The organism is Halapricum desulfuricans (genome assembly GCF_017094465.1).
Lineage (GTDB): Archaea > Halobacteriota > Halobacteria > Halobacteriales > Haloarculaceae > Halapricum.
In genome coordinates this window covers 113056-128020 of sequence record NZ_CP064791.1, presented here as the reverse complement: position 1 = coordinate 128020, position 14965 = coordinate 113056, and the positions used below count along the sequence as shown (strand labels likewise).

Sequence of the window (14965 nt, the reverse complement as noted above, 5' to 3'; positions counted from 1 at the left end):
TTTGATATGGATATCTCTATCGGGAGTTGTCACGAGTAGACCACCCAAGTTGGGGTGGATGTTAGAGGTCGTTAGTTCGGGACTGTGTACTCGCCGAGCGTCGACGAGGATTCCTGATCTTCAGAGTTCCACGTGACGGTGACTTGCTCTCCTCCGGAAAATCCTGTTACGTTAACTGAAGATCCGGAGGAGATATCACCTGAGAAGCCACTGCCTGAGGAGAAATTGTAACCACCACTGCCGACTTCGGTGCCATCCACTTTGACCGTCACGCGGTCTGCGTCGATTGTGTCACCCGTATTGTGCGTGATGACCACTTCGTTTGCACCACTGTTATTATATTCAAAATCGAAGTCGGCGGTCGGCGTCGTGTTCGTCGAGTCGCCCAGTCCGAGCACGAACGATGCGATGACGGCCGCGAGAATCACCGTGATCGCGACCATGAGGATCACGCCGATAACCGGACTCACGGCGTCGTCGTCTGTGAAGAATTTCTTGATGTCCATTGTTGGTCCCGCACGCGTCAGCGTGCGTGGTCAGTGGTGTTCACTGGACGGAGCATAAAAACTACGGACGATTTCCCACTTTCGCAGCGAGAAGATGATTCTCAGAAATGAAATTGACTGCGTATGTGCAGCGTTGCTGTTCATGAGCGAGATAGAAAGAATTGCCCTCTTGTGGTTTTAATAGCACTCAGAGTGGAATTTGACCTGTTTCGAGAGCTTTGATTCTCGGAAATGAAATTCGACGTCCGGGTAACTGGCAGGTTCCCGACGACAGGATATCGAGAAACACTTCGGCAGAGTGTTTCCAGCGGACGGGGCGACCGGCTGCCAGTCCGTTTGGAGCCCAGTGATTGCGCGAAACACATCTGCCGCCGTTCAGCTGCGACGACAGAACTGGACTCCGTGTCACGCGGGTGATCCTCCCGGACGTGCAGCCGGGCGCTCGCGAGCGAGTGCAGTACTCCGGGCGCGAGTCCGGCGTGAGCGTGGCAATACGACAGTACCCGGGGCCAGTTGCCGGGACGAAAAGCAGCGAATGAACGTGAACCGGCGATGCCCGCAGACGCAAAGCAGACAGCAGCAAGCAAACCGCCAAGAGATGCACACGGCTATGCGAATGCATCGATTTGGGCCGTGGCCCGGATACCCCGATTTCGACTCCAGAGAAGATCGGTGCTGGCGGATCTCTTGTGCCGCTATTACCGTTTATTCGAGGAGAAGCGAAAGGGTGAGTGGACCGGCGGGGATTTGAACCCCGGGCCTCTTCCTTGCGAAGGAAGCGATCTGCCACTGATCTACCGGCCCGCGTATATCGTCCCACGAAGCGCAGGTGTTTGAATGATGCGATTCCCCTGCGCGTGAGACCCTGATCGGGCAGTGCCAGGCGTGAACCGTCGACGCGGATCAGTCCTCGAGGACGATCTCGATGGAGACGTCGTTGGGGACCTGGATGCGCATCAGCTGGCGCAGCGCCCGTTCGTCGGCGTCGATGTCGATCAGCCGCTTGTGGACGCGCATCTCCCAGTGCTCCCAGGTGGCCGTCCCCTCTCCGTCAGGGGACTTCCGGGCCGGCACTTCCAGCGTCTTGGTCGGCAGCGGAACGGGACCGCTGAGTTTGACGCCGGTCTTGTTCGCGATCTCGCGGACGTCGTCGCAGATGTCGTCCAGATCGTCCGGACTGGTGCCCGCGAGCCGAACGCGTGCTTGCTGCATTATTCGCGCTCGTCGACGCTCAGGACCTTGCCGGCCGCGATGGTCTGACCCATGTCACGGATGGCGAAGGAGCCGAGCTCGGGGATCTCGCTGGACGGCTCGATGCTGAGCGGTTTCTGCGGACGGACGGTGACGACCGCCGCGTCGCCCGACTGGATGAAGTCGGGGTTCTCCTCGGCGACCTCGCCGGACGAGGGGTCGATCTTCTGATCGATCGATTCGATCGTACAGGCGACCTGTGCGGTGTGGGCGTGGAAGACCGGCGTGTAACCCGCAGTGATCACGCTCGGGTGCTGCATGACGACAATCTGCGCCTGGAAGGTCTCGGCGACCGTCGGCGGGTCGTCGGCCGGACCACAGACGTCACCGCGTCGGATGTCGTCCTTGCCGATGCCGCGAACGTTGAACCCGACGTTGTCACCTGGGCCCGCGCTCGGGACTTCCTCGTGGTGCATTTCGACGGTCTTGACCTCGCCGCCGACGTCGCTGGGCTGGAAGCTAACGTTGTCGCCGGGCTGCATCGTCCCGGTCTCGATCCGTCCGACGGGGACGGTCCCGATACCGGAGATGGTGTAGACGTCCTGGATCGGCAGTCGCAGCGGCGCGTCCGTCGGCGGCTGGGGCTCAGGCAGCGCGTTGAGCGCCTCCAGCAGGGTCTCGCCGTCGTACCAGTCCGTGTTGTCCGAGGTCTCGGAGACGTTGTCGCCCTCGAAGGCGGAGGTCGGGATGAACTTCGCCTTCTCGGCGTCGAACGCGACCTGCTTGAGGAGCTGTTTGACTTCTTCGACGACCTCGTCGTAGGAGGATTCCTTGTAGTCGACGAGGTCCATCTTGTTCACGGCGACGATGAGCTCGTCGATACCCAGCGTCTTCGAGAGGAAGACGTGCTCCTGAGTCTGGGGCTGGACGCCGTCGTCGGCGGCGACCACGAGCACGGCGTTGTCGGCCTGGCTCGCGCCCGTGATCATGTTCTTCACGAAGTCGCGGTGACCCGGACAGTCGACGATCGTGAAGTAGTACTCGTCGGTGTCGAACTCCTGGTGGGCGATGTCGATGGTGACCCCGCGCTCGCGCTCCTCGGCGAGGTTGTCCATGACGTAGGCGAACTCGAAGCCGCCCTTGCCCTTCTCTTCTGCTTCTTCCTTGTGCTGTTCGATGACGTGCTCGGGTACGGATCCTGTCTCGTACAGGAGCCGACCAACCATCGTACTCTTCCCGTGGTCAACGTGGCCGATGATGGCCAAGTTCTGGTGCGGTTTGTCGTCGCTCATTGGTATCTCACGCGCAGAGGCGCTGTATCGGAAACCTTCGGCAGAAGCAATTAAAACGGTTTCGATACGGCACAGGAGCGGTCCCGTCGCCGTCTTGCGTTTTGGCAACTGCTGTCACGGGGCGCGGGGGGCAAGTTGCGTAACGTCCGACAGTACCGCCGTCGCGGTCTCCGGACCGCCCGCGCCGCGGCCCGAGAGATTAAGCCGTCCCGCGTTTTCGGTCTCCAGCTGAACGATGTTGCGGGTGCCACTCGGGGCGAGATCGGCCTGTTCGGACACCAGCCGTGGTCCGACACGGATCTCGCCGCCCGAAACCTCGCCGATCAGGCGAATGGTCCGGCCGTCTTCGCGGGCCAGTTCCAGCGCACTGGGCGGGATCGCCTCGATCCCCTCGACGGTCGCATCGTCGAGGGTGTACTCGCGGTCGCCCGCCGCGAGGACGTTCGCCAGGATGACGAATTTCAGCGCCGCGTCGGTGCCTTCCACGTCGAAGGCAGGATCGGCTTCCGCGACACCCAGATCCTGCGCCTCGGCCAGCACGTGTTCGTAATCCAGCCCCTCCCCGGCCATCCGCGAGAGGATGAAGTTCGCGGTCCCGTTGAGCACGCCCCGGGCCGCGGTGATCGTCCCCGGACCGTAGTTCTCGATCGTCGACAGCACCGGGATCGCGCCGCCGACCGTCGCCTCGAACCGGACCTCGCCAGCACTCTCTTCGGCCAGGGCCATCACCTCGCCGTAGCGTTCCGCGACCGGTCCCTTGTTGGCCAGCACGACGTGACGGTCCCGTTCGAGTGCGACCGTCACGTGGCCGAACCCGGGCTGGGCGTCGCCGAGCGTCGTCGGCGTCGCTTCCACGAGCACGTCGTAGTCGGCGTCGAGGGCATCCACTGGGTCCGCCGTCCCGACGATCCCCTCAGTGTTCTTGCGTTCGAGGACAGCGTCGACATCGAGACCGTCGGGATCGGTCGCGGCCGACGTCGAGTCGGTTATCGCGGTCACCGTGTGTCCGTATTCGCCGGCCAGTTCCGCGACGGAACTCCCGACTGCGCCCGCGCCTGCGATCGCGAGGCGCATCAGACGCCACCCCCGGTCGCCAGCGGTTCGATCACGCGCAGGTCTTTCTGATCGGCGACCGATCGGACGGCCTGAAGCGTCTCCTCGACGGCCCCCTGATCGGTCTTCAGTCGAACCCGGGCGCTCGATTCGTCGTCGACCCCTTGCGGGGCGGACAGCGACAGGTCCGCGACGCGGCTATCCGTCTCCGCCCGCAATTGTGAGAGCGTATCCGAAAGGTCAGTATCAACGAGGTGACCCACGAGAACTACCGTCAGTTCCTCGCTGTACCGTTCCTGGCCCGCCTGGACGACGTTGACGCCGGCTTCGCGCAGTGCCTCGACGATCGTCTCGAAGCGTTCGGGCGTCGCCTCGAGATCCACCTCGACCGGGATGCGGCCCCGCGGTGTGAGGTTGCCCCGTTCGTGAAAGATAGATAATAGATTACCGCCGTTGTCGGCGATCGGTTCCAGCGCGGCCAGCAGCTCGCCGGGTTCGTCATCCAGTTCCAGCCGGACCGTGTACGCCTGGGTTCGGGTCTCGCTCATCGGTCGCTCACCGCGCTCGCGATCGGGTTCATGGTATCAGGCGTACGCCGGACGGTGCTAAGAAAGTTGGGACGGGGCGGCAGCGCGAGCCGCAATCGGCGTTACAGCGGGTCGAGTCGGCCGACATCGGCCAGCATCGCTGTCGCGGTCTCCGGACCGCCAGCGCCGCGACCCGAGAGGTTGAGTCGCCCCGCGTTTTCGGTCTCCAGCTGGACGATATTGGTCGTCCCGGTGACTGCGAGCTCACTGTGTTCGGGCACCAGTCGCGGGCCGACGCGGATCTCGCCGCCCGAGACCTCGCCGATCAGTCGGATCGTTCGGCCGTCTTCCTGGGCTAGCTCCAGCGCGCTCTCGGGAATGTCTTTGATGCCCTCGACGGTCGCATCTTCGAGGGTGTACTCGCGGTCGCTCCCAGTGAGGACGTTCGCCAGGATGACACACTTCAGGGCCGCGTCGGTCCCTTCCACGTCGAACGCGGGATCCGTTTCCGCGACGCCGAGATCCTGCGCCTCGGCCAGCACGTGTTCGTAGCCCAGCCCGGCACTGGCCATCCGTGAGAGGATGAAGTTCGCGGTCCCGTTGAGCACGCCCCGGGCCGCGGTGATCGTCCCCGGACCGTAGTCTTCGATCGTCGACAGCACCGGAATCGCGCCGCCGACCGTCGCCTCGAACCGGACCTCGCCAGCACTCTCTTCGGCCAGGGCCATCACCTCGCCGTAGCGTTCCGCGACCGGTCCCTTGTTGGCCAGCACGACGTGACGGTCCCGTTCGAGTGCGACCGTCACGTGGCCGAACCCGGGCTGGGCGTCGCCGAGCGTGACCGGCGTCGCCTCCACGAGCACGTCGTATTCGGCGTCGAGAGCATCCTCGGGGTCGGCCTCGCCAAGGTGGCGCTCACCCTCGTGCTGGCGCTCAAGCGCGGCTTCGACGTCGATCCCGTCAGGGTCGATCGTCGCCGCCTCGACGTTCGCCATCGCGGTCACCGTGTGTCCGTACTCTCCGGCGAGTTCCGCGACGGAACTCCCGACGGTGCCGGTCCCGACGATCGCCAGACGCATCAGACACCACCTCCCGCTGCCAGCGGCTCGATCACGCGCAAGTCCTTCTGGTCGGCGACCGATCGGACGGCCTGAAGCGTCTCCTCGACGGCCCCCTGATCGGTCTTCAGTCGAACCCGGGCGCTCGATTCACCCTCTGCGCCCTCCGGCGCGGACAGTGACACATCCGCAACGGCACCGTTCTCATCCCGTAGCTGCGAGAGTGTGTCCGAAAGATCAGTATCGACGAGATGACCCACGAGAACCACCGTCAGTTCCTCGCTGTACCGTTCCTGGCCCGCCTGGACGACGTTGACGCCGGCCTCGCGCAGCGCTTCGACGATCGTCTCGAAGCGCTCCGGCGTCGCCTCCAGGTCCACCTCGACCGGAATGCGGCCGCGCGGGGAGACGTTCCCGCGCTCGTGGAAGATCGACAATAGATTACCGCCGTTGTCGGCGATCGGTTCCAGCGCGGCCAGTAGCTCGCCGGGTTCGTCGGCGAGTTCCAGCCGAACCGTATACGACTGGGTTCGCGAATCGCTCATCGACCGCTCACCCCGATATCGGAAACGCTCATACTGGTTTCGTGTGATAGCGGCGGTTGTAAGTCAATTTCGTCTCTGCAGCGCTGGGAGAGCAGCGACTTCGGGGCCTCGTGACTTACCGGTGAAATAAATGCCTTTCACCACTGAATGACAGACGGATTATAAATCAAAGATATATGCTGATACGTGCCAATCCAATCCCTCGCTCAAGACCTGGTTAGTCCCGACAACAGCCATATTGTCATCAATTGCGACAGACCACCCGAATCCTTTACCGGTGTCACCGTCATCAGCAGTAAGTTTCGCCTGCTGGGTCCACTTGCCGCCATCACGGGCGAACACGTACGCAGAGCCAGAAACGTCTCTTTTCATTTTCAAGTCGTCCCGGATGGCCCCGATAACAGCCGTCCCGGCGTCCATTGCGACGGACCACCCGAATCCATCACCACTAGCACCGTCGTCAGCAGTGAGTTTCGCCTGCTGAGTCCACCTGCTGCCATCACGAGCGAACACGTACGCAGAGCCGGATCCAGGCTCATTTGCACGATTAGTTTGACTTTCCCCAACAATGGCAAGGTCGCCATCCACCGCGACGGATTCCCCAAACCGATCTCCGTCGTCACTGTCGTCGGCAGTGAGTTTCGCCCGCTGGGTCCATGTGTCACCATCACGGGCAAACACGTACGCCGAGTTCGCACCAGGCTCGGGCGAAATCTGGATTTGATTGCCTCCGACAACGATAGTGTCGCCGTCCACCGCGACAGACCACCCAAATCCGTCACCACTGTCACCGTCGTTAGCGACGAGCTTCGCCTGCTGGGCCCACTTACCACCATCACGGGTGAACACGTACGCCGAGCCAGCCCTGGAACCGTTCGGATCGTTATCTGCAAAGGCCCCGAGAACGACGGTGTCACCGTCTATGGCGATGGAAAATCCGAAATAGTCTGTCTTGCCGCCGTCATCAGGAACGAGTTTCGCCTGCTGAATCCACCTATCGCCATCACGAGTGAACACGTACGCCGAACCCCCACCCGGCCCATTCGGATCCTCATCCCCGATGGCCCCAACAACGGCTGTGTCGCCATCCATTGCGACAGACTTCCCGAACCGATCTTGGCTGTTGCCATCGTCAGCGATGAGTTTTACCTGCTGAGTCCACCCGTCGCTATCACGGGAGAACACGTACGCCGAGCCGGCAGTATCCCCGTTCTGGTTGTTATCCTCTGGGGCCCCAACGACAGCAGTATCGCCATCCACCGCAACGGACTGCCCGATAAAGTCACCGTAATCTCCGTCGCTAACGACGAGTTTCCACTCTCGCGTTGGATGTCTAGTTGGAGACGGCGTTTCCGTCGATGTCTCGGACGACGCGAGAGGCGTGGTTCCACCGCTATCAAGATCGTCGTCAGATCCGTTGGAACTACAGCCAGCAATAGCGAAAGCACCCGTCATTCCCGCGATCCGAAGGACTCGCCGTCTCTTCTGATCCATGATATTATATTGGGAATAAAATATAAGAATCCACCGATAAATAAGATCTCAAGCGAGAGTAGGGCTTGCGGTCTCAGCCGAGATGCTCGCACAGCGTTCCGAGCAACGACCTGGTCTACAGCGGGAGTCCGGCGACAATCAGCTACTGGCGACAGTGAGACGGACTAATAGTCGTATCAGTCGATCAACCGCCAGAGCCAACCTACAAGGCCGGCGGGCCCGTGTAACCTCCAAAGCGATGGACAACGGCTCACCAGACGGATCCGGTCCGGAATCAGTGGCCGGCTCTCGGGCGGCCCGTACCAGCGGGCAGGGGCCGCCCGCGAGCGACGGCAAGTCCGTCGGATTCGGGGTTCGGTTGCGCGCGCTGTGGCGGCTGCTGATCGTCGTCAAGACGTTCCTGCCGCTGGCGATCAAGTGGTGGCGCGACCGTCGGCGCTTCCTACTGTTCGGTGGCGGGCGCGATGTCACCGAGGACCAGCGCCGCGAACGCGCCGAGTTCCTGCTTTCGGCGTTCGTCTCGCTGGGCCCGACGTTCATCAAGCTCGGACAGTTGCTCTCGACGCGCCCGGACGTGCTCCCGGGGGCGTACGTGGACGTGCTGTCCCGACTGCAGGACCGGGTCCCGCCCGATCCCTGGGACGACATCGAACCGCTGCTGGACGAGGAAATCGGCGACGTCGAATCCGTGTTCGAGTCGTTCGACCGCGAGCCGATCAGCGGCGCGAGTCTCGGGCAAGTCTACACCGCGCGACTCGATGGCGACCGGGTGGCAGTGAAGGTCCTGCGGCCGGGAATCAGGCGGCGGGTCGAAGCCGACATCCGGGTGCTGTCGGTACTCGTTCCCATACTGGCCCGGTTTTCGTCCCCGTCCCAGCAGTTCACCCTAGAGAACATCACTGAGGAATTTGCGACCTCGATCCGCCGGGAGATGAATTACCAACTGGAGGCCCAGACGCTCGAACGGATCGCCGAGAACTTCGCCGACGATCCGAAGATCCGCCTGCCGGACGTGGAAAGCGAGTATTCGACCGATCGCGTGCTCGTCATGGAGTACGTCGAGGGCGTCAAGATCACCGACCTGGACGCGCTCGATCGAAGGGGGATCGACCGGTCGGCGCTGGTCGAACGGCTGGAAAACGCATACATGCGAATGATCGTCGAGCACGGGCTCTTTCACGCCGACCCTCATCCGGGCAACCTCGCCGTCCAGGAGGACGGAACGATCGTCTTCTACGACTTCGGGATGGCGGGGCGACTGGGCGAGCAGACTCGCGAGCAGTTGTTCGAGTTCTACGTCGCCGTCGCCGAGGACGACGTCGATCGGATGATCGACGCGTTCGTCGCGATGGGTGCACTCGATCCAGCTGCAGACCGACAGCTGATGGCCGAGGGGTTCGAGCTCGTGCTGGACAGTTTCCGCGGCGAGGACATCAGCCAGTATCGGGTGGCCGAGCTCTTCGAGCAGTTCCAGGGGAGGATGCAGGAGATGCCGATGCGTCTCCCCCAGGACCTCGCGCTCGTCGTCCGGGTTTCGAGCGTCCTCGAAGGGGTCTGTCGGACGCTCGATCCCGATTTCGATTTCATCGACGTCCTCAAGGAGTACGTCGCCGATCGGGCGACCGAGACCGGGACCGCGGACCGGGTTCGCGGGGAAGTACGCTCGCGCGTAGTCGAGTTCGAACGGGGCGTGCGCCGGGTTCCGGGACAGCTCGACGCAGCACTGGATCGAGCAGAGCGCGGCGCGCTCCGCACGTCGATGGACATCGAGTCAGAGAACGGCGTGTTCAGTCGCCTGGCCCGCCAGGTCGTGTTCGGGAGCGCGACCGGCGCCGCCGTCGTCGCCACCGCAGGGCTGTACGGCGTCGGCAGCGGATTGTGGGCGGTCGTGGCCGGCGGCGCGGCGTTGCTGCTCGGCGTGCTCACGAAGCGCTCGTTTCGGACGACGGGACCGCACCGGGACGTCCAGGCTGGGACCGCGATGGCCCAGCGCAGCCTCCAGGGACGAAGACAGGGCAAAGGCGAGCAGGGACGCGGTAAGTGACTGGGGTCATCGGATTTGAGCCGAGATTACTCGTTGAGACTGGCACCACAGGCCGGACACTCGGGCCCTGAATCACCCGCAACCGGCTCGACCGAAAGCTGGCAGTGCTCGCACCACCGCAAGTCGTCGGTGTCGTCGCCGGGCGTGTCGTGAGTCATGGCGGGCTATCCTGGCCCTCGCCTACCGTCCGTGTTCCTCGTGGGCGCTGGCGAGGTGTCGGCCGGCGAGCGCGCCGAGCAGCGAGAGTTCGCCGGCGAGTCCCGCCGCGGCGATGACCTCCGCCAGCGCGTCGCCGTTCGTCCCGACGGGGTCGCCACCGCCGGCGAGGCCGAGCACCTCGAGCGCCTCGGACTGGGTCGGCAGGCCGGTTCCGCCGCCGACGGTGCCGACCGGCAGCGAGGAGAAAGTCACAGAGGCGTAAAGGCCGTCCTCGCGGGCCTCGACGCTCGTGATCGCGTTCGAGCCGTCGACGACGTGGGCTTCGTCCTGACCCAGCGCGAGGAAGGCCGCGCCGACGACGTTAGCGACGTGAGCGTTGAACCCCAGACTGGCGGCCTTGGCGCTGCCGACCAGATTCTTTCGGGTGTTGACCTCGGCGATGGCTTCGGGCGTGGTCCCGAAGCGGTCCTCGACGACGGCTCTCGGGATGACGACGTCGGCGGCGACCGTGTACCCGCGGCCCTCGACGGCGTTGATCGCGGCGGGCTTTTTGTCGGTACAGAGGTTGCCCGAGACCGCGACCAGCGAGGCCGGCGTCTCTGCCTCGATCGTCTCGGCGACCGACCGGCTGGCGATGGTCACCATGTTCATCCCCATCGCGTCGCCGGTGTCGAAATCGAACCGGAGGAAGACGTTGTCGCCGACGACGTAGGGCGTGACGTCCTGGTACTCGATGTGTGGGTCGGTCTCCTCAGCGACCTCTTCGATGAGGTCCTCGTTGTCCTCGACCCACTCGACAACCTCGGCGGCCTCTGTGACGTCCGCGACCGAGAAGACGGGCGCGCGGGTGATCCCGTACTTCAGGACCTCGGCGTTGGCACCGCCGGCGTTGCGGATGGCGCCCATCCCGCGGTTGACGCTGGCGACGAGTGCCCCTTCCGTCGTCGCGAGCGGAACGTAGAAGTCGTCCGCGGCCGCCGAGCCGTCGATGGGGAGTGGACCGGCGACGCCCATCGGGATCTGGGCCGCGCCGATCATGTTCTCGATGTTGGGCTCGGCGCGTTCGCCCGGGAACGAGTAGTCCCCGACCGTCTCCAGGTCGGCCCCGACTTCCTCCGCGAGGAGCTGTCGGCGGGCCGCGGCCGCCGTGTCGGCGTCGGCATGATCTTCGAGTTCGTACAGCCGGAGGTCGCCCTCCCTGACGCGCTCGGCGAGGTCTGCTGCGCTTGGCATGCCAACAGATGGCAGTCCCGCGACCCTAAACGTTGCTTTCGGCGATGGATCTTTCCGGGAGAGCGCCGACGTTTCGCCATGGAGCCGCGAACCTACCTGCGACTGGAGGGCGTGACCGTCTTCGTCAGTGCACTCGCCGCGTTCTTCGTTCTCGACGGGCCACTGTGGCTGCTCGTCGTCCTCGCGCTCGCTCCCGATCTGGCGATGGTCGGCTACGGGCTGAAGTATTCGAGCGGATTCAAAGATACCCACCTCTCGATCCAGCCCGCGCCAGTCTCCGCGTTCGTCGACCACGAGTGAGAGTGCGAGCGCGGAGCCTTCAAGTCGGTGACGACCGACAGTTCCGACATGAACGACGCTGCCGGGATCTACGCACGCGAATCGGACGTTCTCGACCGCCACGTCCAGATCGGCGTCGCGGGGGAGCGCATCCTCGCGCTCTCGTTCCCCGAATCGCCGGACGAGCAGGCCGGGAGCGACCACCCGCTGCTGGATCGGATCGAGGCCTACCTGGGAGGCGAGCGCGACGACTTCGCGGACGTCACGGTCGCACTCACCGTCCCGACCGATCGTCGATCAGTGCTAGAGACGCTCCGAGAGGTCCCCTACGGCGAGGACGTGAGTGTCGAGCAACTGGCGCGGATGACGCCGGGACTCGATCCGGAGGAGGCGAACGACCGGGAGACCGTCCGCACGGCCCTCGGGGAGAATCCAGCGCCGCTGTTGCTCCCGGACCACCGGGTGCGCGACGGGCCGTCGGCTGCCCCGAGCGGCGTCGTCGATCAGCTCCGGCGGATCGAGGGGCTGTGAGGTGGGTTGCCGGAGTCACGCGAGTCCCTCGTGAACGACGAGTTCCAGCGCGTTGACCAGGTAGTGCGCGACGACGACTACCAGGAGACTCCCCGAGAGGACGAACGCGCTCGCAAGAACAGTTCCGAGCATGGCGGTCACGGCGATTCCGGCCCGGCCCTGCGCGCCGTGCCCCAACCCGAAGGCGACCGAGGAGCCGACGACCAGGGGCCACGGTGACAGGTCGAAGCCGGCCGCGACGACGCCGATCGCCGCCGCCCGAAAGAGTAACTCTTCGACAGCGGCGATCGTCGGCAGCGCGACGCCGAGCAGGACGACCCAGCCGGCGAGCGAGTCGGGGGCGAGCATCGCCCTGAGACGTTCGTCGTACTCGATACCCGCCACGTCGAGCGCGCGGGCGCTGGCCTCGTTTGCCACCCAGAGTCCGGCCCCGAGTGCGAGTCCCAACAGCAGGGCCCGCCCGCTCGTGACCCCGGCACCGAGGCCGAAGGCTCGGGGCGGAATCGAAAAGGCAACAGCACCACCGACGAGTACGACGGCGAACAGTCCCTGCGTGACCGCGACGTTGGCCAGTAGCGACGCCGTCGAGATACTCTCCAGCTGGGGATGGAGCATCCTCGTGTGGACCACGGGTCGCGACTGGACGCCCGGATCGACGCCGACCGGCGTGAACCGCCAGTCGATCGTCGGCGGGTCACGAACCGCTCCGGCGGAGAGCCACGCGAGAACGAGAAACGCCGTCACAACGAGTCCAGTGAGCCCGACGAAGGCGGCCCACTGGGGTGCAGCCATCTACTGGGGGCTGGGCGATCCGGGACCGACCTGGCGATCCAGCGCCTGGCCGGTGATCGAACGCAGGCGATCGACCAGCGAGTCCTTCTCGGGTTCGCCCGCCAGCGCGACCTCCAGGACCTCCGAGAGGTGCTGGACGGGGATGATCTCGATCTGGTCCTTGTACTCGTCCTCGATCATCACGTCCTGCTCGTTGGCCGCGGGGATGATCACCCGGTCGATCCCGGACTTGGCCGCGGCCTCGATCTTGTGGGTGACGCCGCCGACCGGCAGCACGTCCCCGCGCACGGAGAGCGACCCGGTCATGGCCACGTCCTGTTCGATGGGAATGTCCTCCAGCGCCGAAATCACGGCCGTCGCCACGGTGACCGATGCGGAGTCGCCTTCGACGCCCTCGTAGGACTGGACGAACTGGATGTGGATGTCCTTCTGGGAGATGTCCTCGTCGGAGAACTTCTTGATGATCGCCGAAACGTTCTGGACGGCCTCCTCCGCGATCTCCTGGAGTTTCCCGGTCGCGATCACTTCGCCGGGGCCCTGGCTGGGCGTCACTTCGGCCATGACGGGCATCACGATCCCGCTGTCCTCGCCCATAACCGCGAGGCCGTTGACGCGACCGACCACGTCGCCTTTGTTGACGGTCAACTCGTAGTCCTTGCGGCGTTCGATGTAGTTGTCCGCCAACTGCTGTTCGATCGAACGGGAGCGGCGTTTCGCCTGCAGCACGTCCCCGCGCTCGGTGAAGTCCTTGTCCTCTGCGCGGGCAATGTCGCCCGCAACGCGGACCAACCCGCCGAGGTCACGCAGCTTGAGAGTGAGATGACCCTTCCGGCCGGCGCGCCGGCGGGCTTCGAGGATGATCTCCTCGACGGCCTCCTGTGTGAAGTGGGGCAGGCGGCCGTCCTTCTCGACTTCCTGGGCGACGAACCGAGCGTACTTGCGGCGCATCTCCGGTTCGTCCTCGATGGTGTCGTCCATGTACACCTCGTACCCGTAGCCTTTGATCCGAGAGCGCAGGGCGGGGTGCATGTTCTCCATGGCGTCGAGGTTGCCCGCTGCAACCATGATGAAGTCCGTCGGGACGGGCTCGGTCTGGACCATCGCACCCGAGGAGCGCTCGGACTGGCCCGTGATCGAGAACTCGCCCTCCTGGATCGCGGTCATCAGCTTCTGCTGGGACCGGATGTCGAGCGTGTTCATCTCGTCGATGAACAGCACGCCTTTGTTGGCCTTGTGGATCGCACCGGCCTCGACGCGGTCGTGACTGGGCGTCTCCATGCCACCGGACTGGAAGGGGTCGTGGCGGACATCGCCCAGCAGTGCCCCGGCGTGAGCGCCGGTCGCGTCCTCGAAGGGGGCGATCTGCTGGTTGGCGTTGTTGACCAGCAGGTTCGGAATCATCGCGTCGGATCCGCGGTTCATATAGCGGAAGACGAGGAAGACGATCCCGGCCGCGAGAATGCCCAGCAGGATGCTCCGGGCGAAAAACAGCGCGTAGCCGAAGATGGCGATGATGATGATCCACATCAGGAACGACCGCATCTGGTTGCGCTTGCGGGCTTCCTCCTTGTGGGCGTCGACGATCTGTTCACCCTTGCCGGCGGGCACCGTCCGAACCTTCGGCTCGTTGCCGTCGTCAGGATTGTGATAGACGAGAACGTCCTGCAGATCCTCCTTGGGCAACAGCTGGCTCATCGCCTTCGCGAGCATCGACTTGCCCGTCCCGGGCGAGCCGATCATCATCACGTGACGGCGCTGCTTGGCCGCCTTCTTGACGATATCCCGGGCGTGGTCCTGCCCGATGACCTGATCGACCAGGCGGTCGGGCACCTCGATCTCCTCTGTCGTCTCGACGTCGAGACCACCCAGCAGGTTCTCGTCGTCCTCCGCGACTGTCGCCTCCTCGCCCTCGACGGTGACGTCGCTGCCGAGATCGGTCACGGAGTCGTCACCATCCGAGCGGGGATCGGATTCGGCGTCGCCGTCGGCAGCATCGGCAGTCGGATCCGCCGCCGTCTCCTCGCCTGTCTCGACCTCGTCGGCGGTCGATTCGACGGTCTCGTCGCGTCCCGTCCGAGGGGGCGACTCCTCGGCCTCGTCGTCGACGGCACGTTCCGACTCGCTGTCGGCCGCCGCGCCGTCTTCGTCGGGGACGTCGTCAGTGTCTGTGTGTTCGTTCATTCTAGTCGTTGCTGTCACCAATGGTCAAGGTCTGTCGACTGATATACTTTCTCCCCTCGGACGAACGAGCCGTCTCCAAC

At 64.4% G+C, this 14965-nt stretch carries 15 protein-coding genes and 1 tRNA gene; 3 read left to right on the top strand and 13 right to left on the bottom strand.

Annotated features, from left to right (window positions below):
- Nucleotides 1-71 precede the first annotated feature (71 nt).
- The 9 genes from HSEST_RS00670 to HSEST_RS00630 all read right to left on the bottom strand — a co-directional run bounded on the left by HSEST_RS00670 (nucleotide 72) and on the right by HSEST_RS00630 (nucleotide 7666).
- Nucleotides 72-506 carry a type IV pilin gene (locus HSEST_RS00670; RefSeq protein ID WP_229121644.1) on the bottom strand — a complete coding sequence of 145 codons (435 nt, stop codon included), beginning with the start codon at nucleotides 504-506 and terminating at the stop codon, nucleotides 72-74.
- 732 nt (nucleotides 507-1238) lie between these two features.
- Nucleotides 1239-1310, bottom strand: a tRNA-Ala gene (locus HSEST_RS00665).
- A 99-nt stretch (nucleotides 1311-1409) separates the two neighbouring features.
- Entirely contained in the window at nucleotides 1410-1721 is a 312-nt protein-coding gene (rpsJ, locus tag HSEST_RS00660) for a 30S ribosomal protein S10 (protein WP_229122957.1), read from the bottom strand.
- On the bottom strand, nucleotides 1718-2989 hold the full coding sequence (tuf, locus tag HSEST_RS00655) for a translation elongation factor EF-1 subunit alpha (protein ID WP_229121643.1): 1272 nt from the start codon (nucleotides 2987-2989) through the stop codon (nucleotides 1718-1720). Before tuf ends, rpsJ begins: the two co-directional genes overlap by 4 nt.
- Before the next feature lie 114 nt (nucleotides 2990-3103).
- Nucleotides 3104-4063 carry a homoserine dehydrogenase gene (locus HSEST_RS00650; protein WP_229121642.1) on the bottom strand — a complete coding sequence of 320 codons (960 nt, stop codon included), beginning with the start codon at nucleotides 4061-4063 and terminating at the stop codon, nucleotides 3104-3106.
- Nucleotides 4063-4590 carry an amino acid-binding protein gene (locus HSEST_RS00645; protein ID WP_229121641.1) on the bottom strand — a complete coding sequence of 176 codons (528 nt, stop codon included), beginning with the start codon at nucleotides 4588-4590 and terminating at the stop codon, nucleotides 4063-4065. The genes HSEST_RS00650 and HSEST_RS00645 overlap by 1 nt, the downstream gene beginning before the upstream one ends.
- A gap of 101 nt (nucleotides 4591-4691) precedes the next feature.
- Nucleotides 4692-5648 carry a homoserine dehydrogenase gene (locus HSEST_RS00640; RefSeq protein WP_229121640.1) on the bottom strand — a complete coding sequence of 319 codons (957 nt, stop codon included), beginning with the start codon at nucleotides 5646-5648 and terminating at the stop codon, nucleotides 4692-4694.
- On the bottom strand, nucleotides 5648-6172 hold the full coding sequence (locus HSEST_RS00635) for an amino acid-binding protein (protein WP_229121639.1): 525 nt from the start codon (nucleotides 6170-6172) through the stop codon (nucleotides 5648-5650). Before HSEST_RS00635 ends, HSEST_RS00640 begins: the two co-directional genes overlap by 1 nt.
- 159 nt (nucleotides 6173-6331) lie before the next feature.
- Nucleotides 6332-7666 carry an FG-GAP repeat protein gene (locus tag HSEST_RS00630; protein ID WP_229121638.1) on the bottom strand — a complete coding sequence of 445 codons (1335 nt, stop codon included), beginning with the start codon at nucleotides 7664-7666 and terminating at the stop codon, nucleotides 6332-6334.
- Between the two features lie 238 nt (nucleotides 7667-7904).
- Here HSEST_RS00630 and HSEST_RS00625 point away from each other — a divergent pair, with 238 nt between their 5' ends.
- Nucleotides 7905-9710: an ABC1 kinase family protein gene (locus tag HSEST_RS00625; RefSeq protein ID WP_229121637.1), complete on the top strand. Its 1806-nt coding sequence runs from the start codon at nucleotides 7905-7907 to the stop codon at nucleotides 9708-9710.
- Between the two features lie 26 nt (nucleotides 9711-9736).
- Here HSEST_RS00625 and HSEST_RS14485 read toward each other — a convergent pair whose 3' ends face one another.
- Nucleotides 9737-9868 (bottom strand): hypothetical protein, encoded by a 132-nt coding sequence (locus HSEST_RS14485; protein ID WP_267491898.1) that lies wholly within the window; start codon nucleotides 9866-9868, stop codon nucleotides 9737-9739.
- A gap of 22 nt (nucleotides 9869-9890) precedes the next feature.
- Complete coding sequence (gene hmgA, locus HSEST_RS00620; RefSeq protein ID WP_229121636.1) at nucleotides 9891-11102, bottom strand: hydroxymethylglutaryl-CoA reductase (NADPH); 1212 nt, start codon at nucleotides 11100-11102, stop codon at nucleotides 9891-9893.
- Between the two features lie 78 nt (nucleotides 11103-11180).
- Between hmgA and HSEST_RS00615 the strand changes: the two genes are divergently transcribed.
- Nucleotides 11181-11402: a DUF4260 family protein gene (locus tag HSEST_RS00615; protein WP_229121635.1), complete on the top strand. Its 222-nt coding sequence runs from the start codon at nucleotides 11181-11183 to the stop codon at nucleotides 11400-11402.
- Between the two features lie 48 nt (nucleotides 11403-11450).
- Nucleotides 11451-11912 (top strand): MGMT family protein, encoded by a 462-nt coding sequence (locus tag HSEST_RS00610; protein ID WP_229121634.1) that lies wholly within the window; start codon nucleotides 11451-11453, stop codon nucleotides 11910-11912.
- 15 nt (nucleotides 11913-11927) lie between these two features.
- Here the strand turns inward: HSEST_RS00610 and HSEST_RS00605 are convergent, their stop codons facing one another.
- Nucleotides 11928-12704 (bottom strand): CPBP family intramembrane glutamic endopeptidase, encoded by a 777-nt coding sequence (locus tag HSEST_RS00605; protein ID WP_229121633.1) that lies wholly within the window; start codon nucleotides 12702-12704, stop codon nucleotides 11928-11930.
- On the bottom strand, nucleotides 12705-14885 hold the full coding sequence (lonB, locus tag HSEST_RS00600; protein WP_229121632.1) for an ATP-dependent protease LonB: 2181 nt from the start codon (nucleotides 14883-14885) through the stop codon (nucleotides 12705-12707). It abuts the gene before it with no gap.
- Nucleotides 14886-14965: the final 80 nt, after the last annotated feature.